General features: G+C 69.3%; 21 protein-coding genes and 3 pseudogenes. 10 read left to right on the top strand and 14 right to left on the bottom strand.

From position 1 onward, the window contains the following. Positions 1–33 precede the first annotated feature (33 nt). A complete protein-coding gene (locus ACFRAC_RS27250) occupies positions 34–594 on the top strand; it encodes an NADPH-dependent FMN reductase (protein WP_382931514.1) in 561 nt (186 codons plus the stop codon). A 417-nt stretch (positions 595–1,011) separates the two neighbouring features. On the opposite strand, the gene secY is transcribed toward ACFRAC_RS27250, so the two are convergent. Then, positions 1,012–2,319 carry a preprotein translocase subunit SecY gene (secY, locus tag ACFRAC_RS27245; RefSeq protein ID WP_382931506.1) on the bottom strand — a complete coding sequence of 436 codons (1,308 nt, stop codon included), beginning with the start codon at positions 2,317–2,319 and terminating at the stop codon, positions 1,012–1,014. A 157-nt stretch (positions 2,320–2,476) separates the two neighbouring features. Next, positions 2,477–2,599, bottom strand: coding sequence for a hypothetical protein (locus ACFRAC_RS27240; protein WP_382931499.1), 123 nt, complete (start codon positions 2,597–2,599; stop codon positions 2,477–2,479). Positions 2,600–3,015: 416 nt separating this feature from the next. On the opposite strand from ACFRAC_RS27240, the gene ACFRAC_RS27235 reads away from it, so the two are divergent. The 4 genes from ACFRAC_RS27235 to ACFRAC_RS27220 all read left to right on the top strand — a co-directional run bounded on the left by ACFRAC_RS27235 (position 3,016) and on the right by ACFRAC_RS27220 (position 6,007). Next, positions 3,016–3,309 (top strand): TetR/AcrR family transcriptional regulator, encoded by a 294-nt coding sequence (locus ACFRAC_RS27235; RefSeq protein ID WP_382931492.1) that lies wholly within the window; start codon positions 3,016–3,018, stop codon positions 3,307–3,309. Then, positions 3,281–3,553, top strand: coding sequence for a hypothetical protein (locus tag ACFRAC_RS27230; RefSeq protein ID WP_382931487.1), 273 nt, complete (start codon positions 3,281–3,283; stop codon positions 3,551–3,553). The genes ACFRAC_RS27235 and ACFRAC_RS27230 overlap by 29 nt, the downstream gene beginning before the upstream one ends. Before the next feature lie 893 nt (positions 3,554–4,446). Then, positions 4,447–5,025, top strand: a complete 579-nt coding sequence (locus ACFRAC_RS27225) for a TetR/AcrR family transcriptional regulator (protein ID WP_382931480.1) — start codon at positions 4,447–4,449, stop codon at positions 5,023–5,025. Between the two features lie 526 nt (positions 5,026–5,551). Beyond that, positions 5,552–6,007, top strand: coding sequence for a MarR family winged helix-turn-helix transcriptional regulator (locus ACFRAC_RS27220; RefSeq protein WP_382931474.1), 456 nt, complete (start codon positions 5,552–5,554; stop codon positions 6,005–6,007). Positions 6,008–6,727: 720 nt separating this feature from the next. On the opposite strand, the gene ACFRAC_RS27215 is transcribed toward ACFRAC_RS27220, so the two are convergent. Further along, positions 6,728–7,204 (bottom strand): MarR family winged helix-turn-helix transcriptional regulator, encoded by a 477-nt coding sequence (locus ACFRAC_RS27215; protein WP_382931467.1) that lies wholly within the window; start codon positions 7,202–7,204, stop codon positions 6,728–6,730. A gap of 111 nt (positions 7,205–7,315) precedes the next feature. Between ACFRAC_RS27215 and ACFRAC_RS27210 the strand changes: the two genes are divergently transcribed. Further along, entirely contained in the window at positions 7,316–7,663 is a 348-nt protein-coding gene (locus ACFRAC_RS27210; RefSeq protein WP_382931462.1) for a MarR family winged helix-turn-helix transcriptional regulator, read from the top strand. Between the two features lie 147 nt (positions 7,664–7,810). Here ACFRAC_RS27210 and ACFRAC_RS27205 read toward each other — a convergent pair whose 3' ends face one another. Both ACFRAC_RS27205 and ACFRAC_RS27200 read right to left on the bottom strand, forming a co-directional pair. Further along, positions 7,811–8,836 (bottom strand): alcohol dehydrogenase, encoded by a 1,026-nt coding sequence (locus ACFRAC_RS27205; RefSeq protein ID WP_382931456.1) that lies wholly within the window; start codon positions 8,834–8,836, stop codon positions 7,811–7,813. Positions 8,837–9,046: 210 nt separating this feature from the next. Further along, positions 9,047–9,649, bottom strand: a complete 603-nt coding sequence (locus ACFRAC_RS27200) for a GPP34 family phosphoprotein (RefSeq protein ID WP_382931449.1) — start codon at positions 9,647–9,649, stop codon at positions 9,047–9,049. A gap of 330 nt (positions 9,650–9,979) precedes the next feature. Between ACFRAC_RS27200 and ACFRAC_RS27195 the strand changes: the two are divergent. After that, a pseudogene (locus ACFRAC_RS27195) lies at positions 9,980–10,540 on the top strand (CGNR zinc finger domain-containing protein); the annotation flags it as partial. Between the two features lie 169 nt (positions 10,541–10,709). Here the strand turns inward: ACFRAC_RS27195 and ACFRAC_RS27190 are convergent. The 3 genes from ACFRAC_RS27190 to ACFRAC_RS27180 form a co-directional block, all read right to left on the bottom strand. Continuing rightward, complete coding sequence (locus ACFRAC_RS27190) at positions 10,710–10,865, bottom strand: hypothetical protein (RefSeq protein ID WP_382931443.1); 156 nt, start codon at positions 10,863–10,865, stop codon at positions 10,710–10,712. Between the two features lie 15 nt (positions 10,866–10,880). Continuing rightward, the gene (locus ACFRAC_RS27185; protein WP_382931438.1) at positions 10,881–11,174 is read right to left on the bottom strand and encodes a muconolactone Delta-isomerase family protein; all 294 of its coding nucleotides are present in this window, start codon (positions 11,172–11,174) and stop codon (positions 10,881–10,883) included. Positions 11,175–11,649: 475 nt separating this feature from the next. Then, positions 11,650–12,165, bottom strand: coding sequence for an NUDIX hydrolase (locus tag ACFRAC_RS27180; RefSeq protein ID WP_382931917.1), 516 nt, complete (start codon positions 12,163–12,165; stop codon positions 11,650–11,652). 128 nt (positions 12,166–12,293) lie between these two features. Here ACFRAC_RS27180 and ACFRAC_RS27175 point away from each other — a divergent pair, with 128 nt between their 5' ends. Beyond that, positions 12,294–14,987, top strand: coding sequence for a glycoside hydrolase family 97 catalytic domain-containing protein (locus ACFRAC_RS27175; protein WP_382931429.1), 2,694 nt, complete (start codon positions 12,294–12,296; stop codon positions 14,985–14,987). 121 nt (positions 14,988–15,108) lie between these two features. Here ACFRAC_RS27175 and mycP read toward each other — a convergent pair whose 3' ends face one another. Both mycP and ACFRAC_RS27165 read right to left on the bottom strand, forming a co-directional pair. Further along, a complete protein-coding gene (gene mycP, locus ACFRAC_RS27170) occupies positions 15,109–16,326 on the bottom strand; it encodes a type VII secretion-associated serine protease mycosin (RefSeq protein WP_382931418.1) in 1,218 nt (405 codons plus the stop codon). A 246-nt stretch (positions 16,327–16,572) separates the two neighbouring features. Beyond that, a pseudogene (locus tag ACFRAC_RS27165) lies at positions 16,573–17,016 on the bottom strand (FadR/GntR family transcriptional regulator); the annotation flags it as partial. 4 nt (positions 17,017–17,020) lie between these two features. On the opposite strand from ACFRAC_RS27165, the pseudogene ACFRAC_RS27160 reads away from it, so the two are divergent. Beyond that, positions 17,021–17,890: pseudogene (locus ACFRAC_RS27160) on the top strand (substrate-binding domain-containing protein); the annotation flags it as partial. Positions 17,891–17,957: 67 nt separating this feature from the next. Next, positions 17,958–18,506 carry a hypothetical protein gene (locus ACFRAC_RS27155; protein ID WP_382931412.1) on the top strand — a complete coding sequence of 183 codons (549 nt, stop codon included), beginning with the start codon at positions 17,958–17,960 and terminating at the stop codon, positions 18,504–18,506. Positions 18,507–18,636: 130 nt separating this feature from the next. On the opposite strand, the gene urtE is transcribed toward ACFRAC_RS27155, so the two are convergent. Genes urtE through urtB form a run of 4 tightly spaced genes read right to left on the bottom strand, consistent with a single transcriptional unit; the run spans position 18,637 to position 22,131 of the window. Beyond that, a complete protein-coding gene (gene urtE, locus ACFRAC_RS27150; RefSeq protein WP_382931406.1) occupies positions 18,637–19,338 on the bottom strand; it encodes an urea ABC transporter ATP-binding subunit UrtE in 702 nt (233 codons plus the stop codon). Beyond that, entirely contained in the window at positions 19,335–20,126 is a 792-nt protein-coding gene (gene urtD, locus ACFRAC_RS27145) for an urea ABC transporter ATP-binding protein UrtD (RefSeq protein ID WP_382931399.1), read from the bottom strand. The genes urtE and urtD overlap by 4 nt, the downstream gene beginning before the upstream one ends. Then, a complete protein-coding gene (gene urtC, locus ACFRAC_RS27140; RefSeq protein ID WP_382931391.1) occupies positions 20,123–21,247 on the bottom strand; it encodes an urea ABC transporter permease subunit UrtC in 1,125 nt (374 codons plus the stop codon). Before urtC ends, urtD begins: the two co-directional genes overlap by 4 nt. After that, complete coding sequence (urtB, locus tag ACFRAC_RS27135) at positions 21,244–22,131, bottom strand: urea ABC transporter permease subunit UrtB (RefSeq protein WP_382931380.1); 888 nt, start codon at positions 22,129–22,131, stop codon at positions 21,244–21,246. Before urtB ends, urtC begins: the two co-directional genes overlap by 4 nt. Position 22,132: the final 1 nt, after the last annotated feature.

Below are 22,132 nucleotides of genomic sequence, written 5' to 3'. Positions count from 1 at the left end.
TGTTCCCGGGATGGCCTTCCTGAAAGGTTCAGCATGCCCAAGATCGGAATCATCCTCGGCAGCACCCGCCCCGGCCGCAACGGCGAGGCCGTGGCGCGCTGGGTGCTCGACATCGCGTCGAAGCGCAGCGACGCGGAATTCGAGCTGGTCGACCTCCTCGACTACAAGCTTCCTCACCTGGACGAGCAGCTTCCGCCCTCGATGGGTCAGTACTCCCAGCCGCACACCCAGGAATGGGCCCGCAAGATCGCCGGCTTCGACGGCTTCATCTTCGTGACGCCGGAGTACAACCACTCGACGTCCGGCGTTCTGAAGAACGCGATCGACTACCTCTACGCCGAGTGGAACAACAAGGCGGCCGGGTTCGTCAGCTACGGCGCCATGGGTGGCGCCCGCGCGGTCGAGCACCTCCGTCTGATCGCCGGTGAGCTGCAGATGGCCGACGTCCGCGCCCAGGTCGGGCTGTCACTGTTCCACGACTTCGAGAACTTCAGCGTCCTCAAGCCCGGCGAGTTCCAGGTCGATGCTCTGAACGCGACCCTGGACCAGGTCGTCGCCTGGAGCCAGGCGCTCGCGCCGCTGCGCGCCGCGTAGCCGACCCCCGCGTTGGTCTGCGCGTGCGAACGCGCAGACCAACGGGTCTCGTTCCCTCTCACGTCGGGGGCCGGGAGGGCCGTCTCGCCGTACGCCCCCTGCCGTGTGGGGTGAGACGCCGTGAGACACGGTTGCACCACTGCCGGGGACCGCGCGGCCTATCGGTCGCGGTCACACCTCGCCCCCGCTGCCGCAGACCCGCTCCGGGCGACGCGACACCCGGCCCGACCGGCATGCCCCTCGGGCGGGTCGACCGACGGGTGGCGCAACCCCGCCGCCGTGGGCGGCATCGCTCGTTGACGCGGTACCCCCTCCCAGCCGGACCGGGACGGCCAGGATCCGTCCGAGAGATCGGACCGAACAGGGCGCGCCCCGCCGAGACACCCAGCCGCAAGGCGGCGCACACAAACAGCGCGTTCAGCGCAGGAAACCTTCGTAGCGGTGCTGCTCGACCTGACTGCTGATCTGCTTCACGGTCTCCAGCCCCACGCTCACGATGATCAGAATGCTGGTGCCGGTGAGCTGGTTGGAGCTGCCGAAATTGCCGAGAGCCACCGTCGGGACGAGCGCGACCAGCCCCAAGTAGATCGATCCGGGCCACGTGAGCCGGTTCAGGACGTACCTCAGGTACTCCGCGGTGGCCTGGCCGGCCCGGATTCCCGGTACGAACCCTCCGGCCTGCTTGATGTTGTCCGCGATCTCCTCCGGGTTGAACGTGATCGCCACGTAGAAGAAGGAGAAGAAGACGATCAGGAGGAAGTAGGCCACCACGTAGAAGGGATGGTTCCCCTTGGTGAAGTTGCTCATGACCCACGCCGACCAACCCGAGCCCGATCCGGCGAACTGTGCGATGAGGGCCGGAATATAGAGAAGCGACGATGCGAAGATGACCGGGACCACACCGGCCTGATTGACCTTCAGTGGAATATACGTGGCCGTACCCCCGTACGATTTGCGGCCGATCATCCGCTTCGCGTATTGAACGGGAATACGGCGCTGTGCCTGCTCCACGAAGACGACCAGGCCCACCATGGCGAACCCGACCAGCACAACAACTCCAAAAGCCAGCCATCCGTCGGCGATCGTGCTTTCCTGCTTCACCGCCCAAATGGCCCCCGGAAGTGTGGAGGCGATGGAGATGAAGATGAGCATGGACATTCCGTTGCCGACCCCGCGCTCGGTGATCAGCTCTCCGAACCACATGACACATGCCGTACCGGACGTGATCGTGATGACCATGACCACGGTCATGAAGACGGACTGGTCGGGCACGATGTTCGAGGCTTCCGGGCAACTGGGGAACAGCGCGCCGTTGCGCGCGGTCGCGACGAGTCCGGTCCCCTGCAGGACGGCGAGCCCCACCGTGAGATAACGACTGTACTGTGTGATCTTCGCCTGTCCGGACGGCCCTTCCTTCTTCAGCGCGTCCAGCCTCGGGATCACCACGGTGAGCAGCTGAAGAATGATGCTGGCCGTGATGTACGGAAGGATGCCCAGCGCAAATACCGTGATCTGCAGAAGCGCCCCGCCGCTGAAGAGGTCGACCAACCCGAGGATTCCCTCCCCTTTCGACACGGAATCCACGCATCTGTGAACCGTCCGGTAGTCCACGCCTGGAATCGGCACATGTGAACCGAGCCGATACAGCACGATGATGCCGAGGGTGAAGATCAATTTCTTGCGCAAGTCGGGGGTCTTGAACACATGGCTCAACGCGTTCAGCACGATGCTTCCTCCACAGCGGTGCCCGGTAGGGCGGATGCAAGGGCAGACGGCCGCGTGCGGCACGGGGCGATCACTGCGCACGGACACTCACCGGCGGTACGGCACGAGGGGCCGAGCACCGCCCCGCGGGCTCCGCAGCCCACGCCGCGCGATCCCGTCACGACGACCCGCCCGCCGAGGCGGCCGCCCGCGGCGCGGCAGTCCCGGCCTCGGAGGGCACCGGCCGCAGCCTGGCGTCCGCCGGATCGATCACGCCGCGCAACCGACCGTGGAAGTCCATAGGCCCGAACCGTACGGATCACGGACCAGCCAGTACGACTACACGCCGGTCAGGTCCCCCGGAACGAGCAAGGACCGTGGGCCTCGGCTCCCGGACGCGCTCGGCGTGTCCCCCCTGCATCGGACGCCGGGCTGCCCGACGGCCGCATGCGCATCGAAAGCCTGACATCCGCTTGCCCGGCCGAACCGGCTTCCCGGCGGTCGCCGGACGATCCGGGCAGGGGGATCCCCCTGCCCGGAGCAGTACTTCGTCGCGGGTGACCGCGCAGGGCGCTCCTTGCGCCGCAAGGAGCGCCAGCCGTACGGCGCACAAGGTACGGGTGGCGAGGTCGCGAAGGGGTGCGGGACCGGGCCTTGTCGAGGTCGTGAGGGCATCCTCGGACACTGCTCGGGCGGCGGGGATACTCGGCGCCGGGTGTGGCTGAGATCTGCAAGACGGCCGAGGTACCCAAGGGCAGCTTCTACTACTTCTTCGAGCCCAAGGAAGCCCTTGCGCTCGCCATCATCGATGAGCAGTGGGCCGCCGAGAAGCGGGACTGTGGGGAGGGCATTCTGCGCGGCGACGCTCAGCCCCTGGAGCCGGTCGAGGCGGCTCTTCGAGGCCACCCAGAACCGCCAGCGGGCCGGCCAGGACAGCTGCGGAGTGGTCTCCGGGTGCATGTCCGGCAATCCCTCTTTGGAGATGAGCAATCAGACGGGCGCCGTACGTGAGCGCCTCCAGCAGATCTTCGAGGCGCAGGTGAACATGGTCGAGGCGACCGCCACCGAGGCCCTGGGCCGGGGCGATATCTCGGTGGCCGACCCACGCGAAGCCGGTCGGTCCGCCGTCGCACAGCTCAAGGGCCAGGTGCTCTTCGCCAAGCTCGACAACAACACCTCGAAGTTGAGCACGCTGTGGTCCAACTGCCTCGCCCTGCTGCGCGCCCAGGACGCCCGGGTCGCCGAACCCGCCTGAGTCGGCACGTCTCTGCAGCGGGTCGGGTCACCGCTGAGACCGGGCGCCGCGGACAATCCGGAACCCTGCCGGCGGTACCGTGATCAGCTGTCCGCCCGCGGTCGCCCCGCCGATTCCGGGTCCGCGCAGGCCGGCTCACTTCTTCGGGCCAGCGAGAGCCGAGGAGCTGGGCAGAGGGGCCGGACCGTTCCGGGCAGGCGGACACGACGGAGACGTGGCCGGGGGTAGTTGCCGTCCGAGCGTTTCAAAGGTTCTCCCCGTCGGTTCGTCACCGAGATGTGCGCGCCGCACACGGCGGCCGGCACATCGCATGATCAAGAAGAACCTGAGAGCCAGGCGTCGCATTCCGCCCCGCGGCCCCGGCCACCATGGCTGGTCTCACCGGGCCGTCTCAGACTTGGCGTCCGCACACTCGGGCGGCTGCTCGCGGATGGAGGTGGACGCCAAGGATGCACACCTCGGCCGAGAAGGGGCAGCAGCTTCCGAGGAGATACCGGCGAGGGGAACGGCCACCTCGTACGCGCCGTCCCCACCATGTCGGAGCTCGCCCTTGGGTCGCGCCAGGACGGCGGCGCCAGATCGCGGGCACGGCGACCCTCGACCTGGCCGGACCCCACATCGCGGACATCCTCCTCTGGGCCGCCCGCTGAACCGGAACCGTCCAGCGGCAGGTGAGGGTGACGCCGTTGTGGCGGTGCACATCCAAGTCGAACAGGCGGCGCCCTGCTGTGCGTCGCCCTGCGGAAAGAAGTCGAACTCGCCGCCGGGGTCGGCGATGCGGCCTTCGAGCGAGACGCCGATGCAGTACATGAGCTTTCGCAAGGTACCCCCCGACACGCGTAGTACTCTGCTTGAAGTGGTTTCAACGTAGTGCTACATGCGGAGTGGTGTCGATGGCGAGACGGAACGACCAGCGGCGCGCGGCCCTCGTCGACGCGGCGATCGAGGTGCTGGCCCAGGAAGGCGCACGCGGCCTGACTTTCCGGGCCGTGGACACCGAGGCGGCCGTTCCCACTGGTACGGCGTCCAACTACTTCTCCAGTCGCGACGACCTGCTCACTCAGGCCGGCGCCCGGGTCTACGAGCGACTCCAGCCCGACGAGGCCACGATTGCCCGCCAGCGGGCGGCGGGCCGCGACCGGGACACCTATGTGAAGCTGATGCGCGAACTCGTCGGCCGCATCGCTTCCTTCCGTACGGGCTACCTCGCCCTGCTGGAACTCCGCCTGGAAGCCACTCGCCGCCCCGAACTGCGCAAGGTCCTCACGGAGCGAGTCCGGGCCGACGTGGATGCCAATGTCGCCTATCACGAGGCGTCTGGCCTCCCCGGCGACACCACGGCGGTCAAGCTGCTCATCCTGACGCTGAACTGGCTCATCGTTGAACAGCTCACCCTGCCGGACGTCTTCACGGCGGCAGAGCGTGAGCAACTCATAACGGCCGCCGTGGAGCGCATCATTGCGGCGGAGTAGCCGCCCGACCCAACATCACCAGTCCGCTGCGGTGGAAGTGGGCCGGAGCGTACAGCCGCTGCAGTCACCCGCTCCTGGCAAGTACGCCCACCGAACACTGACCGGCATCGGTCACAAACTGCCGCCGCAGGCCCCACTGCCTTCGCGCAGGCGGTCGTCGACGTAGACCACCTGCGCCTCCATCACGCTCGCCCGCACCTGGGACGAGGTGCGGCACTGGCGTCTGATCGAACACCGTCAACGGGACCACCAGCCCGTGGCCCTGGCCCGGCCGGGTAGCCGACCCCGTCCGCTGTACTCCGAAGGCAGGGCGGGCTTCACGGTGCGCGGCCGTAGCCCCGTACGCTCTTCGCGGCACGACGCGCACGTGTCGACTTCTTGCGGCGACGAATGCTCACCGCACGCGTCACGTGTTTGCCGGTCGATCGATTGATCGCCAGTGTCCTGTCCAACGTTATGTGCGAGCACGTCACACCAGCACAACTGGCCGTCGTTCGAGGACTGGTGTGCCACTTAGACTGTGCTCATGCCAGACGCTACGACGATCATTCCGCTCAATCCGGACGAGGAGAACTTCCTCCGGGCCCTCGGCAAAGTGATGGCCTTCTTGCCCCGGGTCGTCGATGCGGACATGCTCGAGGAACTTCCGATTTCCGGTACCGAATACACGGTCCTGGTCCACCTCTCCGAAGCTCCGGACAACCGGATGCGCATGAGCGAATTGGCCAACGCGTGTGGCCTTTCCCTGAGTGGGATGACCCGGGTGGTGAACCGTCTGGAGTCGCAAGCACTCGTCACCCGGCAGAAGTGTCCCGAGGACGGAAGGGCGTGGCTCGCCCTGCTCACCAATCCGGGATGGAAAATGCTGGAGCAGGCGTGGCCGACGAACCTCGCCAGCGTGCGCCGTCACATTTTCTCCCGGTTGGAAGGCTGCAACGTGGCGGCGGCCGCGGAGGCGCTGCAGCGCATAGCGGCACCCTGAGATCCGGCCCACCGGCCGCCCTCCGTTCCCGACTCGGCCGGAATGTCCCGTGCGGGATTCCGCGGGCCGCGTCACGACGCGTCGCGTGCCTCAGCTCCGACCGGCCGGCTCAATCAAAGGCCCATGTCCAGTGCGAGGCACGAGAAGTAGTTCCAGGATCTCTCGGGGTTGTAGGCATCGACCACCGTTCCGCCAGGCGTGGCCACCTTCGATACGGTCGTGTCCTCGGTGCGTATCCGCTCCGGCAGCCGGCCGAATCGCTCGAGCTGAGAGCCGTCGCGGCGTCCGTCGCACCCTCAGCGCTCATGGTGTCTCCCTCTTCCGCCATGCCCGTTCAGCTGTACAGAGACCGATGATCACAATGCCGCACCCGCCCCGTCACCTGTCAATCCGGTGACGTGATCGGCCTGACAGCGGGCGCCGTTCAGCCGACCAGAGGGGCCTTGGCCGCCAGTGAGGGATGGTGCTTCTGGTCGGAGCTGACGCACGCTGCCCACGCGCGCCTGGCACTCACGTCACAAGCACCGGAGAGGACCTGCGCGTCGCCGATCAACGGTGGATCGAGACGTTCGCCCCGGCGAGCCCGCCCACCTCGGTGCTCCCCGACGTCCGCGAGAGCGCGGGCGATCGGCTTCCTAACGGACTGCTCGCCTCGTGATCCCAGAGCGAGCAGTTGCCGTGTCGCCGCGGTGCTGTTCGGGCCCGGCCGGCGAGCCCCCCTCACGTGGCGATGTTCCGCAGGGCCACCGCGAGCTGCCCGAGGTCGAGGCCCGTCAGGTGGTCGAGGAAGTGACGGCGCACGGACGCCAGGTTCGACGGCCACGCGGCTTCGAGGCGGGCGAAGCCCTCGTCGGTGAGGATGGCGTTCGAACCCCGGGCATCGAGCGAGGACTTGACTCGCTGGACGAGTCCCTGGCTCTCCAGCCGGGTGACCAGTCGTGTCATGCCGCTGAGCGACATCTCGACGGCGGCAGCGAGGTCACCCATACGCATCTGCCGGTCGGGAGCCTCCGAGAGGTTCGCGAGAGCGAGGTACTCGATGAGGGACAAGCGCTGCTCGCGCATCATGTCCGCATCAATCGCGCGAGGCAGGGCGTAGATCACGCGACTCAGTGCCCTCACCACGGCCTCCTCGTCGGCGTCGAGAGGTCTCGGTTCTCTCTCCTCCGGGTCCGGCTGCTCTGCGATGCCTGGCATGACTCCACACTTCTGTTCGTCGAGAAAGCGACCAAGAGGTTGCATACCACAAGAATGAGCCCCGTCCCGCCGACCCGCGAACCACGCTCCAGAGCCGGAAGAACTTGAGCGATGCTTCCGAAGGCGCGCAGTCAGACACGACCGGCATTGATGCATCCGCCCGAGGCTCCCGGCCGGCGCCTGCGGATGGGCGACCTTTCCTCGGCCTATGAAATGTCACTCAGCGGAACGACCCGGGTCGTGCACCGGCTGGAGAAAGAGGACTACATCCAACGCGTGAGATGCGACCACGACGGGCGCAGCTACCACGCCGCCCTCACCGAGTCCGGTTTCGCCCGGCTGGAGAAGGCTTGGCCGACCAATCTGGCGGCTGTGCGCCGCCGCTTACTCGACCTCGACCAACTGACCGAAATCAACCTCAAGACCCTCACCACCGCGCTACGAAAGGCCGGCACCTGATCGAGCGCCCCGCATCCCCGGTCGAGGACGCGGCTCGGCCGCGGCCACGCCTGCGGGAGTACGCGGCGAGTGACAGCCCTGCACTACTCGCGGTGCCCAACGTGCCGTCCCGGACCGGTGCCGGCCCGGACGCCCTCGCGGGGGCGGTCAGACGTTGGTGAGGACCATGCGGAAGCGGGCCGCTCCGGAGAGCATCCTCTGGTAGGCGGAGTCCACCTCACTCAGGGGCACGGTCTCCACCATGGGGCGGATGCCGTGCAGGGCGCTGAAGTCCATGGTGTCCTGCACATCCTGCGCGGTGCCGGACGGATGGCCGCGCACCACCCTGCCCGGCAGAATGAGCTGGAGGGGTGTGATGGCCAGAGGTTCGGGTGAGACCCCGATGACCACGAGTTCGCCCCGCGACGTCAGCCCGTCGACGGTGGCCGTGATGGCTGCGGAGTTCCCGGCCGTGGCCAGCACCACCTTGACGCCTCCCAGGGCTTGCAGCGCTTCCGCGACCGGAGTCGCCCCCGTGCTGTCGATGTAGTGATGCGCCCCGAGGCGCGTGGCCAGCTCTGCCTTCTCCGAGCCGCGGGCGACGGCCACGGTCTCGAAACCCATGGCCACGGCGAACTGCACGGCGAGATGCCCCAGACCGCCCAGGCCCACCACGGCCACCCTGTCATCCGGTTGAGCGGAGCTGCGACGCAACCCGTTGTACGTCGTGACGCCGGCGCAGGCCATGGGACCCGCGTCCGCCGCCGGCAGGGCATCCGGAATCCGCGCCAGGGCGTCGACCGGCGCGATCATGTTCTCGCTGTAACCCCCGTCGTACGCATAGCCCGGGATCTTGAGGTTCTCGCACACGATGAAGTCACCCCGTCGGCAGGCAGCGCAGTGCCAGCAGCTGCCGCCGAACCAACCGACCGTCACCCGGTCCCCCGCCTTCCAGCCGAAGGTCTCGGCGCCCTCGCCCAGTTCCTCGATGCGTCCGGCGACCTCGTGTCCGGGGACCAGCGGGAAACGCGTGTTGGGCATGCTGCCGGTCACGAAGGCGTCATCGCTGTGGCAGATGCCGCATGCCTCGACGGCCAGGCGCACGTGTCTGGGTCCCGGCCGGGGCACTTCGCGCTCGACGACCTCGAAAGGCCCGCTCGGACTCGTCACCTGAGCGACACGATAGGTATGCATAGGTGTCTCCGTCGTCAGAAAGGCCGCCCTCGAACGCCACCATCAGGGACTGGGTTCCGGGTGGCTGAGTCCGTGGCGAGCGCCTCGTCGGGCGGCAGTCGCGGTCACCGGTGTCCGGCGCCGGTGACTGTCTTCCATCCCACCATCACCCGGGCGACCCGGCAAAAGATGCCGCCGGCGGCGCGGAGCGCAGCCGCCCGGACGGCGCGGTCAGAAGCCCCGCGCGATGTTGTCGAAGCCTCTTCCTTCGACCGATCTGCGCTGCCGTTCCGCGGCCAGCTGCGTGATCGCCTGCTGGACCGCGGCCACCACGGCCGCTTCGTCCTGGTCCAGGTCACCGAGCGTCTCGTCCGTGACCTCCGCGATCCCCGCGGCGGCCGCGAGAGCGACGAGGACGGGCTCTCCGCCCTTCATGCGGTCGATCGCGCGGTCCACCGCGGAGAGGTCGACGGGCAGGGTACCGACTCTGCGGAAGGGATGCCGGTAGGGGCGTGACGGTGTGCCGTGCCCGGTCGGCACAAGGGCGGCTCGGTAACGTGCGGCCAGGTCACGGCCCCGGCGCCAGAGCCATTCCTCCACGGTCTCGTAGGGGGAATCCCGGACGATCGCCGAAGCGGCTTCGAGCAGTACGGCGTCCTCGGTTCGCGGCGAGGCGGCGGGCAGGAGCCGGTCGGCGTGGAGGAGCACGGCCTGGAGGCCGACAAGGTCGACCAGTTCCGCACCCGCCAGGGCAAGGGAGAGGTCGCCAGGCTCCAGACGGAGATCGGTGCCCTGGACGGCGGCCAAGGCGGACAGGTCCTGGGCTGTGGTCATGTACGGCTCCAGATCGGTCGGAGAGGCGATCGTCACCGACGACGCCGACCAGCTGAGACGACACATACGACTTGAGAGGGAAATACTTCCGAAAAGGGGCTGAAGCGCCCTCCACCACGATAGACGCAGCAACAGGCTCGCCGCCGGATCGACGGCACGATCGACGGCGCCAGGCCTGGACGGCACTCGCGGTCGGCGCCTGCCGGGGAAGGGGCGACAGCGGGAGCCCGTGACGGGCGGTGCGCACCACCGACTTGTCACACACCGGCCCCCTCCCGGATCAGCCGCGCCTTGGTGCCCGCGAGAGTCACCTGACAAAGTGGTGATGCGCATCTCGACCACGTCTTCGTCTGCGGTAGTCCACCGCTCGACTTCGCCGCGACGCTGCGCGCGCGGCGTTCGGTGCGGTTCGAGATGTTCGCCTCACCGGACCGGCTCGACGCCTGGTACGTGGAATCCGGGCTGATCGACCGGATCGAGCCCTGCGGTCAGGACGACGTCGAACAGGCCATAGCGGTGCGAGTGGCGATCTACGCGCTGGTCACCGCACAGCGCCAGGGCCAGAAGTACGACACCGGAGCACTGCGTGTGCTCAACGACGCCGCGCGCAGGCCTCCGGCGGTCCCTCAGCTGACGGCGGCCGGGCGCCACACAGAGGCGGCTCCGGAACAGGCCCTGTCCTCCGTCGCCAGGCTCGCGGTCGAACTGCTCGCGGGTACCGATGCGCCGTTGCTCAAGGAGTGCGGCAACCCCGAGTGCACCCGCGTCTACGTCGACCGCTCGCGCGGCACGCGTCGGCAGTGGTGCGGTATGGCATCCTGCGGCAACAAGATCAAGGCGGCGGCCTATCGCGCTCGCAAGAGGAGTGCGCGCGCCGCCGTCAGTCGCTAGCCGCCCGTCACCGTCGTGGAGCCGAGCGGTCCACGCGTCCTCGGGGACCGCGCCCACCCAGCAGGTGACCGGCACGGGTGCGGGGCGGCCCGTCCTCCGGAGGCGCTCAGACCCGTCCGCCGGCTGGCCGGGCAGACGGGAGGCAAGACACCTCCCTCGGCAGTGACCGTCAGGCGAGCTTGGACACCTGGTAGCGGCTGATGAGCCACGCGCCACCGCCGCGCTTGAGGACGACGCCGAGACTCACGGAGATCGTCGGGCGGTCGACGAAGGAGAAGTCGACGCCGAGGTAGCCGGGCACGACGGCGTCGGCCAGCTCGCGCACCTCCGTGCCGGAGGCTCAGGCGGCCCGGCCCGGATCGTTCGGGTGGGACTCCAAAGGCGTGATCACCGCGGTCATCCAGCGCCACAGGGGAAGGCTGCCGAGCACCTTCGCCCGCAGCTCCGCCTCGTCGTCGGCACGCCAGACACCGATGCTGCGTAGCTCTCCGACCGGGCGCCACAGCCTGTACAGGTGCCCCTGCGCCGCCAGTTCCTTGGCCCGTACGGCTTCGGCGGCGCGACGCTCGTCGACGACCGCCCGGTCGGTTCCCTCGGGGACGGTGGTGGTCAGTTCGACCAGGAACTCCTTCATGATCTTTCCCTTCTCAGCGGGTGCCGGGGGCGCAGACCGACGCCGTCAGCGGAACGACCTCGTTTGTCGCCTGCGCCGGTAGCACTCGACATCCACATGATTCGTCGGTCGTCGCCGGACGGCGAGTCCGAGTGCGTAGGTGCCGGGACGTCGAGAGCGTGGCCAACCGGGCCCACGTCCCACTCCGTGGGTCCGCCGTCGACTGGCCGAAGAACAGGAAGATCCCGGCCCTCTCCGCCGTACCGGCCCAGTCCGGGTCGCGGGTTCAGGTCAAGGAGGGGAGTTCGGTCCTGTCGTCGCCCGGTCACCGGTTCACCACCCGCACCGTCAAGGTGGCCTCGGCCGGCGGCGCGGTCACCCGGACCTACCAGGTCGGGTTCCGGCTCACGGATCGCGACGACCGGCATGCCGCGGCCGGCGGCAACGGTGGTGACCGCGAGGCGACCAGAGGAGCGCGCCGGCGCATCGAAGGTCTTCATCGAGAGCAGTACCGATCGAAGACTTCCCGGCTGTCAGAGGTGAAGGTCCACTGCCGCAGTGTCCGCCGCACCTCGGACTCGGTCAGCCAGCCGTGCCAGGCCACTTCACCCGGATCGGAGACGATGGACTCCGCAAGCACGGCATCGCACACGCCGAGCCAGTGGGGACTGAACCCTGCCCGGTTGAGGAACGTGAACCGAAGGCGCACGGACGCCCGCACGCCCAGCTCCTCCGTCAGCTCGCGGGCGGCGGCCTGCGCATATGACTCGCCGACTGCGGCAGCGCCTCCGACACCGAGTTCGTAGTGTCCCGGGAAGCGGGACAGGTGCTCGGCTCGCCGATGGACAAGGAAGCGACCCTGCCCATCGCGGCACACCACCACACCGACCCGGTGCAGCCAGCCGTTCCGGACCGTTTCGGACCGGCTGACGACTCCCAGCACCCGGTCGTGAGCGTCGACACGTTCCACGAGTTCATCCACGACACACACGGTGTCAGGACCCACTGACATCGCCTGACATGCGGCAGGACACACGTGCTGTCTGCAGCAAGTCCCCCATGGGCAAAGGCGGTTGTGCGCACTCGGATGGGGAATGGATGTCCACGGTTCCACAAGGAAGACAACGATGTCGAACCCGGATGGAGAACCTCGTGCGCCCATCGCCCAGCACGTCACCAAGCGGATCGCACCGAAGACTCTTCTCGGCCTCTCTCACATTCCTGCTGAGCGCCTTGCTCGCGCTGGGCACCCTCGCCACGCCGACGCACGCCGGAGACCGCGGCGGCGAAAGCTGGACCGTACGTCAGCCCGGCCATCGACCGACCGGACTCAGCGCCGTCGTCAGCCTGGACGCCGCCGACGGGACCCTCACCCTGGCCGCCCGCCGCGGATCCAGCACCGTGCTCGAACCTGCCCCGCTGGGTATCGTCACCAAGGACGCCGATCTCACTTCCGGCCTCCGGTTCACCTCCCGCGCCACACGTCAGGTGACCGAGCACTACACCATGACGACCGGCAAGCAGCTGCGTCGCACCGCGCGGATGACCGAGTCCCGGTTCTCGTTCACCGGCAAGGGCGGCGCCGAACTCGACCTGCTCGTCCGGGTGGCGGACGACGGTATCGCCTACCGTTACGTCCTGCCGGACGACGGCGAGATCACCGTGGTGCGCGAGGCGTCCGCCTTCCGGCTCCCTGACACCGCACAGGCTTGGCTCGCCCCGTACACCCCTTACTACGAGGGCGAGTACAAGCAGACCACTGCAGCTGATGCCGGCGACGGCGCATACGCCCACCCCTCCCTCTTCCGAATCGGCGACACGTACGCCCTGATCACCGAGTCCGATATCGACGGGCGCTACGCCGCCGGCCACCTGGTCCATCAGAAGGGCAACGGTCGCTACGACGTCCAGCTGGCCGACGGCGCCGCCGTCACCTCCACGGGCCCGCTCGCGACGCCGTGGCGGACGGTCGTCCTGGGCGACCTCGCCACCATCACCGAATCCACCCTGGTCGACGATCTCGCAGCGCCGTCCCGTATCAGGGACACCTCCTGGATCCGTCCCGGCAAGGTCGCGTGGTCCTGGCTGGACGGCTTCGCCCCCGCTCAGCGCAGCCTCACCACCCAGCAGCGCTTCGTCGACTACAGCGCTGCGCACGGCTGGCAGTACGCCCTCGTCGACGACGGCTGGAAGACGACGAACTGGATGCCCGAGCTGACCGAGTACGCCCGTCAGCGGGGCGTGGGCGTACTGCTGTGGGTGCACTGGACCGACTTGGACACGGCGGCGGAAAGAGCCGAGTTCCTGCCCCGCGTGAAGAAGTGGGGCGTGGCCGGGCTGAAGATCGACTTCATGGATTCGGACTCGCAGGAGCGCTTCCGCTGGTACGACGACATCCTGCGGGACACCGCCCGTGAGAAGCTGCTCGTCAACTTCCACGGGGCGTCGGTGCCCAAGGGCATCCAGCGGACCTGGCCGCATGTGCTGACGGTGGAGGCGGTACGCGGCGCCGAGTACGGCACCGTCCCCGCGGCCGCGGTGACCGCCTTGCCCTTCACCCGCAACGCCGTCGGCTCCATGGACTACACGCCGATGGCCTTCCAGTTCGGCACACGCACCATCTCGGACGCCGCCGAGCTCGGTCTGTCCGTGGTGTTCGAGTCCGGCCTGCAGCACTTCGCCGGGTCGATCCGCGCCTACCAGGACCGTCCGGAACTCGAGCGGTACCTGGAACAGGTCCCCACCGTGTGGGACGAGTCGCGACTGCTGGAGGGCCACCCCGGAGAGAACGCGACGTTTGCCCGTCGTCACGGGGACCGCTGGTTCCTAGGCGGCGTCAGCGCGGGGCCGAGCGGGACCGAGGATGTCTCCTTGGACTTCCTCGGTGGCGGACGCTGGCTGGTGGAGGTGATACGGGACGGTGACGACGGCCTGGTCCGCGAGCGCCGGACCGTCACGCGCCGCGACACCCTCCACATACCCATCGCTGAACACGGCGGCTTCGCGGCGCTCGTGTGCGAGGCCACCGTGGGACGCAAGACATGTGACCGACCGGTGACGCGCCTCCCGCTGACCTCGCTGACGGTGGACCCGCCCCGAGCCGAGGTGGACTCGGGCTCGTCCATCGACGTCACCGGCCGATTCGCGGTCGAGCAGTCCGGGCCCGCCTCGGACGTCACGCTGTCCCTGCGCGCGCCCGAGGACTGGCAGGTGAAGGGCGGCACCCTTCGAGCGGACGAACTCCCCACCGGGGACGACCTGCTAGGCAAGTGGACCGTGAGCGTGCCGCAGGCCGCGCGGGAAGGGGGTCATGACGTGGTGATCTCCGCCGAGTACCGCGCGCCGGGCGGGCGGGTGCTGCGGGTCAACCGCACGGTGCGGGTGTTCGTCTCGCCGCCCGGCGTCGACTACGTCAGCAACCTTGCGCTTGCCTCTGAACGCAACGGCTGGGGACCGGTCGAGCGGGACCTGGCGAACGGTGAACGGGACGCCTCGGACGGGGCACCCCTGAGTATCAGGGGGACGACGTACGACAAGGGCCTCGGGATGCACGCGGACGCTGAGGTCGTCGTCGAACTGCATGGGGCGTACCGCGAGTTCAGCGCGTTCGTGGGCGTGGACGACGAGGTCGGGGGCAGAGGCAGCGTGTCCTTCGAGGTGCTCGCCGACGGTGTCCCCGTGGCCACCACCGAGGTCCTCTCCGGCACCGACGCGGCCCGCGCTCTGGACGTAGACGTCAGTGGCGTCCAGAAGCTGACCCTGCGTGTCAAGGACGGCGGCGACGGAGTCGACTACGACCACGCCGACTGGGCCGACGCACGCCTCACGGCGTAGGCGGCCCGGCGCGCGCACGACGTAAGTAGTGGCCCGTCCTCCGGTGGCGGGGACGGGCCATGGGCCACGCCCCGAGCACCTGCCTGCCCCAACTCCTCAGCCGCCCATTCAGCGCCCGGGGCTACTGGTCCTGATACGGCGGCTGTTGGATGTACGGATTGGGTTGCGGTGGGACCTGGCGCGCAGGCGGGGCATAGCCGGGATGCGGGGCACCGTGAGGGTAGGCGTGGTGTCCCGCCGGAGGCTGGGGCAGGTAGGGGCTCGTCCTGTGCGGGGGCAGACCTCCACGGGGGCCGTCTCCGGGGCTGCGGCGGCTGTGAGCGACCAGCCAGGCAACGAGTCCCGCGATCAGCAGGATTCCGGCGCCCGCCGCGACGACGATGAGGTTGCGGGAGGAGGTCTGCGCCGCGATGCCTGTTCCCTTGGCCGGGTGATGGGACGGTGGGGTGGGTGGGGTCAGGTGGCCGAGGGGGTTGTCCTCGGGGCCGGCGGGGATGTCCATCGTGAGGGCTGAGTAGGGGCGGACGATCCCGTAGCCGTATTCCTCGTCGGGCGCCTTCAGCCCTTTGTGGTGCGCGAACGTGGCCGACTTGATGAGCCGGTTGATCACCTGACCGGCGCTGAGCTCGGGATACTTGGCGCGGACCAGCGCCGCAGTGGCCGAGACGTAGGCCGTGGAGTCCGACGTGCCGCTTGACCGCCCGTACCACTCCCCCTCGCCGGCGTCCGCGGCGACGATCTCGGCACCCGGCGCCACCAGGTCCAAGCCCTTGCCGGTGTTCGAGTCCTCCCAGAGGTTGCCCCTCTTGTCGTGCGCGCCGACGGAGATCACGCCGGGAAGGGCAGCCGGGTCGGATACCGCGATGGATCCCTCGTTGCCGGCGCCTGCGACGAGCACGACATCGTGGGCCTGCGCGTAGGCGATGGCTTCGCGGCCGTCGAGGCTCGTCTTGCCGGCATCGTTGGCGAACGACATGTTGACGACCTGCGCGCCCTCGTCCACGGCGTAGCGCAGCGCGGCGGCCCATGTCACGTCGCGCATGGGGTCCTTCCTGGTGCGGAGGGCCCGCAGCGGCAGGATTTTCGCCTTCGGTGCGAGACCCATCACGCCGGACGCGCTGCCGGGACCGTGGCCGTGTCCCGCGATGATGCTGGCCATCGCCGTTCCATGACCTGCGAGGTCTTCGTGGGGGTTGTCCGCGCCGGTGAAGTCCTTGCCTTCCAGGATCTGGCCCGAGAGGTCGGGGTGCGTGGCGTCGACCCCGGAGTCGATCACCGCGACGGTGACGCCCTCACCCTGGGACACGGCCCATACGTCCTCGACCGCGTAGGTCTCCAAGACCCACTGCTGGTCCCTCACATAGTCGGCCGAGGCGGTCGGAGCCGAGGCCAGGAGCACTCCCCCCGCCAGCGCCATGACACCGGTCGCGGACCACAAGCGCCTACTCAACTCTGTGCACTCCGTTTCCCCCGGGCCGGTGACCCCGGCCGTCACCTCGACGGAGCCCACGCTAGAGGACCACGCATCGGTGGCGAACTCCGCCCGTGCGTGAACAAGACACCGGGAACCGCGAACACAGCGGCCTCAGACGGTGTCGCCCGGCGTCCCCGGCGAGCGGGCGATCTCCTGTTCGGCGGCTTCGATCAGAGCCAGTACGGCGGTCGCGGCGGCCACGGGGTCGTGCGCCTCGATGGCGTGCAGGATGGCGCGATGACCCGGCAGCGACGCTTCCACCACCCCCGGGGTCTGGGTGCTGATGCCGAAGCTGTGTTCCAGGGCGATCCCGACGGCGCGGCCCAGGGAGCCGAGGAGGCCGTTGCCACCGGCGTCCAGGAGGGCTCGGTGGAAGGCGATGTCAGCCCCGACGTAGCCGGTGCGGCCAAGGGACGCCGCCGCGGTCTCCATGGCGGTCAGGGCGGCGTACAGGGCGCGGACGTGGTCGGGATCGGCCCGTTCGGCGGCGAGTCGGGCCGCGGCCGACTCGACGATGCGGCGCAGTTCGCTCGTGTCGCGCAGCAGGGCCGCCGCGTGACACACCGAGGCCGCCGAGAGCCCGACCATCGAGGTGCAGTTCCAGGGTGGTCGCAAGTCCTACGTGGCGGAGATCCTGGAAGGCATCATCGACGCGACCGCCGCTTCGGGAGCCTCGGTGGTGGTCAGCAAGGCGTCCAGCGCCCCGCACTGGGCCCGGGACCTGGTCTCGGCCGGGCGCCGGGCCGTCATCGCGGTCACGAGCGTGTACACCACGGCCCACCTCAATGAACTGGTCTGCTCAGGGCTGCCGTTGGTCGTGCTGGACCCGCCGCACCTGCCCGACGGCCGGGTCACCAGCGTCGGGGCGACCAACTTCGCCGGCGGCCTGGCCGCGACCCGCCACCTGCTGTCCCTGGGCCACCGCCGCATCGCCTACCTCGGCGGACCGGCCATGGCCGTCTGCAACCAGGCGCGCATGCACGGCTACCGCGCCGCCATGGAGGCCGAGGGAGCACGGGTGCCGGACGCCTACGTCCGTCCCGGCGAGTTCACGTACGAGACCGGCTTGCTCGGCGCGGCGGCACTGCTGGACCTGGACCTGGACCTGGACGAGCCTCCCACGGCGGTCTTCGCGGGCAATGACGAGATCGCCCTCGGCGCCGTCGAGACCGCGCGCAACCGGGGGCTGCGTGTACCCGAGGACCTGAGCGTGATCGGCTTCGACGACACGAGCCTCGCCCAGATGGCGTCACCGCCCCTGACCACCGTGCGCCAGCCGCTCCGGGAGATGGGCGCCGCCGCCCTGCGCACCGCCCTGCGACTGGCCAACGGCGAGAAGGCCGAGTCCCACCACATCGAACTCGCCACCGTGCTCGTCGTACGGGCGTCCACGGCACCGCCGGGCGAGGAGACATCGGCGGGCAGGTGAGCGTCACCGGTCCCCGGCGAGACGCGGAGCACGACTCCGAAAACACGGCTGGCTAAGGTCTGCGTCCATGACCGACAACTCCAGTGCGGGCAAGCGCCGCTTCCTCGTCCTGCACGACTACGGCATGGGCGGTTCATGGTGGTGGGTCCGAACGCGTTCCGAGCGGGAGCTCCTTGAGACGTTCGCCTGGGTTGAAGTCGTCACCGACCCGGACACCGTGGCCCGGTTCCAGGACGGGGACCTGGACGAAGTCGACATCGACGGTCGTCGAATGCCTCCCGGGCTGGATGGTCTGCGCGCCGAGCGTGACGCCCAGCGGGGGTGCGAAGGCTTCGGTGCGCTTGCGGACAGGGAGGTCGTGTTCCTGCGTCGTCGCTGGGACGAGGAGGGCGAAGACCCAGTCGTCTATCTGATGGAAGTGGGGGCCGACGGGCGCCGGATCCGCCAAGTCGAGCTTGCCGAGGACGGAACAGCCGTACGCAGCGGCCCGGACGACTGGCCGTTCAACCCACCGGTCGTGGACCTCTTCGACCCTGGGCTCTCGCGACAGGAGATCAGCCGGAGCGAGTTCGAGGAGCATTGGTCGACGGCTCGCCGGACAGATCTCGAGTCGTGAGGCGTTGCGACCACCACGCCATCACCAATGGGCACGGCAACGACAACTGGACCCGCATCATCGACAGCGTCCGGCGTCCGCACTGACCAGCGGGAGGGGCAGGCGCGCGGCGACTCGTCCACCCCTTCCCTCACACGCTCAGCGCCTCCCGCACGGTCTGCTCGGACCCCGCTCCCCCCTCCCCCGCTGAGGTGACCCTGCCCGCCTCCAACACGTAGTAGCGCTGGGCGGCACGCATGGCGAAGCCGACGTGCTGTTCGACCAGGAGGACGGACATGCCGCCCCGCCGGGTCAGGGCGAGGATCGTCTCCTCGATCTCGGCGACGACGGACGGCTGGATGCCCTCCGTCGGTTCGTCCAGGAGCAGGAGCCGAGGTCGGGTGATCAGCGCCCGGGCAAGGGCGAGTTGCTGACGCTGGCCGCCGGAGAGCAGGCCGGCGCGGCGGGCGGACAGGTCCCGCAGGACCGGGAACAGGTCCAGTGCCTCGGCGACGGCCTCCTTCCCGTCGGGGCGTCCGTCGGCTACGAGTTGGAGGTTCTCCGCGGTGGTGAGGTGCGGGAAGGACTGCTGGCCCTGCGGGACGTACGCCACTCCGCGCGCGACCCGTCGGTGGGGGGCCAGGCGGGTGATGTCCTCGCCGTCCAGCAGGACCGTGCCGCCGGTCGGCACGATCAGACCCATCACCGCTCTCAGGAGCGTGCTCTTTCCGGCGCCGTTGTGGCCGAGGACCGCCGCGACGCCGTCCTTCGGCACCTCGACGGTCACGCCGTGCAGGACGGTGGTGCGGTCGTAACCGGCCTGGATCGAGTTGATCTGCAGCAATGGGCTCATGCCTCCTCGGCTACGGGGACGGCAGCGGCCCGGGGCACGGGCTCCGGTGACGGTTCGGTGGCGCGGCCGAGGTAGACCTCCTGGACCTTGGCGTCGGCCTGGACCTCCGTGACGGAGCCCTCGCTGAGCACCTTGCCGGCGTGCAGGACGCTGACACTGCGGGCGAAGGAGCGCATGAAGTCCATGTCGTGCTCGATGACGACGACCGTACGGTTCTCGCCGATCCGTTGCAGCAGTTGGCCGGTGGCGTCGCGTTCGTCGTGGCTCATGCCGGCGACCGGCTCGTCCAGCAGCAGGAGTTTCACGTCCTTCACGAGCAGCATCCCGATCTCCAGCCACTGCTTCTGGCCGTGTGCCAGCACACCCGCCGGGCGGTCGCGCAGGTCGGTGAGGCCGGTGGTCTCCAGGGCCCGCGTCACCTCGTCGGGCACGCCCTTGCGGCGCCGCAGCATGGTCAGCGGCCCGCGTCCGGCTCCGGCGGCGATGTCGAGGTTCTGCAGCACGGTCAGCTCCTCGAAGACCGTGGCGGTCTGGAAGGTGCGCCCGATGCCGAGGCGGGCGATGCGGTGCACGGGTTTGCCCAGCAGTTCCTCGCCGCCGAAGCGGACCGAGCCGGTGGCCTTCACCAGGCCGGTGACCGCGTCGACCAGGGTGGTCTTCCCGGCGCCGTTGGGGCCGATGAGGAACCGCAGGTCGCCGGGGCGGATGTCCAGGTCCACGCCGTCGACGGCCGTGAAGCCGTCGAACGTGACCCGCAGGTCGCGGACGGTCAGTCCCTCGCCGCTCATGCTGTCCCTCCGGTCGTCGGGGCGGGAGTGCGGCGCCTGCGCCGCAGGACGGCCGCCAGCGAGGCGAGTCCACCGGGCAGGAAGCCGACCGCCAGCACGAACAGCAGGCCCTGGAGGTAGGTCCACGCGGCGGGGTAGGCGTCCGACAGCGTGCTCTGCGTCCAGGCGACGGCGATGGCGCCCAGCACCGCGCCCACCAGACTGGCCCGGCCGCCGACCGCCGCGCCGATGACGAAGCCGATGGACGGCGCGATGCCGATCAGCGCCGGGGAGATGATCCCGACGGCGGGGACGAAGAGGGCGCCGGCGAGGCCCGCCATACCGGCCGCGACGACGTACGCCACCAGCTTGACGTTGGCCGGGTTGTAGCCGAGAAAACGCACCCGCTCCTCGGAGTCGCGTACCGCGACGAGGAGTTCGCCGTAGCGACTGACGAACAGCTGGCGGGCGGCGGCCATCATCAGCAGCAGCGCGGCCGCGATGACGAGGTACACCATGCGCTGGTTGACCGGGTCGTCGAGGTCGTAGCCGAAGAAGCCCTGAAGGTCGGTGAGGCCGTTGGTGCCGCCCGTCGTGGCCTGCTGGCCGACGAGCCAGATGGCGAACGCGGCGGCCAGCGCCTGGCTGAGGATCGCGAAGTACGCGCCCTTCACCCGGCGGCGGAACACGAAGAAGCCGAGCAATGCCGCCACCGCCATCGGCAACAGGACGGTCAGGGCGAGGGCGAGGACGGGGTCGGCGAACGGCTGCCACCACCAGGGAAGCGCGTCACCGGTGCCGTACAGCTGCATGAAGTCGGGCAGGGTCTGGCCGGTGGCGGCGGCGTCGGCGAGCTTGAGGTGCATCGCCATGGCGTAGCCGCCGAGCCCGAAGAAGACGCCCTGGCCGAGGACCAGCAGCCCGCCGCGCCCCCAGGCGAGGCTCACGCCGACGGCGACGATGGCGTAGCACAGGTACTTGGCCAGGAGGTTGAGGCGGAAGTCGGAGAGGGCGAGCGGGGCGACGCCGAGCAGCAGGATGGCCCCGAGGAGCAACGCGCCGGGCACGCGGAGGCGTTCCAGGGGTGCTGCCTGCGGCCGGTGGGCCTGCGTGTCGGTGGTGGAGGGTGCGGTTGTGGTCATGCCAGGCTCCGGGTGCGCAGTGTGTACAGGCCCTGGGGTCGCCATTGGAGGAAGACGACGATCGCCACCAGGACCACGACCTTGGCCACGCTGACGGTCGTGGAGTACTCCAGCACCGACTGGAGCACGCCGAGCGCGAAGGCGGTGACGACGCTGCCCTTGAGTTGGGCGATACCGCCGACGACCACGACCAGGAAGGCGTCGACGATGTAGTTGGTGCCCGTCGTCGGGCCGATCGGGCCGACCAGGGTGAGCGCGACCCCCGCCACGCCCGCGAGGCCCGACCCGATGAAGAACGTGGTGCGGTCGACGCGTCCGGTGGCGATGCCGGACACCTCGGCGAGGTCGCGGTTCTGGACGACGGCCCGGATGCGGCGTCCGAGCGGGGTGAGCCGCAGGATCAGGGTGAGGGCGAGGACGCACAGGAGGGCGAGGCCGAGGATGAACAGGCGGTTGTTGGCGAGGGTGATGCCGCCGCCCACGCTGATGTGACCGGTCAGCAGGTCGGGCGCGGCGGTCTGCACGTTGGGGGCACCGAAGACGTCCCGGGCGAGTTGCTGGAGCATCAGGGACACGCCCCACGTGACCAGCAGGGTGTCCAGCGGGCGGGTGTAGAGGCGCCGGATGAGCAGCCACTCCAGGAGGGCTCCCATCGCTCCGGCGACGAGGAAGGCCAGCGGCAGCGCGACGAGCAGGGAGACGCCGGCGCTGCTGACGGACTGCTGGAGCACGTACGTGGTGTAGGCGCCGGCCATGATGAACTCGCCGTGTGCCATGTTGATGACACCCATCTGGCCGAAGGTCAGGGTGAGTCCGAGGGCGATGAGCAGCAGGACGGCACCGATGCTGATGCCGGTGAAGGACTGGTTGAGGACGACCGTCATG

The sequence above is a fragment of the Streptomyces sp. NPDC056628 genome (assembly GCF_042792555.1).
In the GTDB taxonomy this organism is placed as follows: domain Bacteria; phylum Actinomycetota; class Actinomycetes; order Streptomycetales; family Streptomycetaceae; genus Streptomyces.
The sequence above is the reverse complement of the archived record's forward strand: the minus strand, read 5'-3'. Positions and strand labels throughout refer to the sequence as shown.

Coding starts and splice junctions, on each gene's coding strand:
- ACFRAC_RS27250 (WP_382931514.1), top strand. CDS start 34: ATGCCCAAGATCGGAATCATCCTCGGCAGCACCCGCCCCGGCCGCAAC.
- ACFRAC_RS27240 (WP_382931499.1), bottom strand. CDS start 2,599: ATGGACTTCCACGGTCGGTTGCGCGGCGTGATCGATCCGGCGGACGCC.
- ACFRAC_RS27230 (WP_382931487.1), top strand. CDS start 3,281: ATGAGCAATCAGACGGGCGCCGTACGTGAGCGCCTCCAGCAGATCTTC.
- ACFRAC_RS27225 (WP_382931480.1), top strand. CDS start 4,447: ATGGCGAGACGGAACGACCAGCGGCGCGCGGCCCTCGTCGACGCGGCG.
- ACFRAC_RS27220 (WP_382931474.1), top strand. CDS start 5,552: ATGCCAGACGCTACGACGATCATTCCGCTCAATCCGGACGAGGAGAAC.
- ACFRAC_RS27215 (WP_382931467.1), bottom strand. CDS start 7,204: ATGCCAGGCATCGCAGAGCAGCCGGACCCGGAGGAGAGAGAACCGAGA.
- ACFRAC_RS27210 (WP_382931462.1), top strand. CDS start 7,316: ATGCTTCCGAAGGCGCGCAGTCAGACACGACCGGCATTGATGCATCCG.
- ACFRAC_RS27205 (WP_382931456.1), bottom strand. CDS start 8,836: ATGCATACCTATCGTGTCGCTCAGGTGACGAGTCCGAGCGGGCCTTTC.
- ACFRAC_RS27200 (WP_382931449.1), bottom strand. CDS start 9,649: ATGACCACAGCCCAGGACCTGTCCGCCTTGGCCGCCGTCCAGGGCACC.
- ACFRAC_RS27185 (WP_382931438.1), bottom strand. CDS start 11,174: ATGAAGGAGTTCCTGGTCGAACTGACCACCACCGTCCCCGAGGGAACC.
- ACFRAC_RS27180 (WP_382931917.1), bottom strand. CDS start 12,165: ATGTCAGTGGGTCCTGACACCGTGTGTGTCGTGGATGAACTCGTGGAA.
- ACFRAC_RS27175 (WP_382931429.1), top strand. CDS start 12,294: ATGGAGAACCTCGTGCGCCCATCGCCCAGCACGTCACCAAGCGGATCG.
- ACFRAC_RS27155 (WP_382931412.1), top strand. CDS start 17,958: ATGACCGACAACTCCAGTGCGGGCAAGCGCCGCTTCCTCGTCCTGCAC.
- urtE (WP_382931406.1), bottom strand. CDS start 19,338: ATGAGCCCATTGCTGCAGATCAACTCGATCCAGGCCGGTTACGACCGC.
- urtD (WP_382931399.1), bottom strand. CDS start 20,126: ATGAGCGGCGAGGGACTGACCGTCCGCGACCTGCGGGTCACGTTCGAC.
- urtC (WP_382931391.1), bottom strand. CDS start 21,247: ATGACCACAACCGCACCCTCCACCACCGACACGCAGGCCCACCGGCCG.
- urtB (WP_382931380.1), bottom strand. CDS start 22,131: ATGACGGTCGTCCTCAACCAGTCCTTCACCGGCATCAGCATCGGTGCC.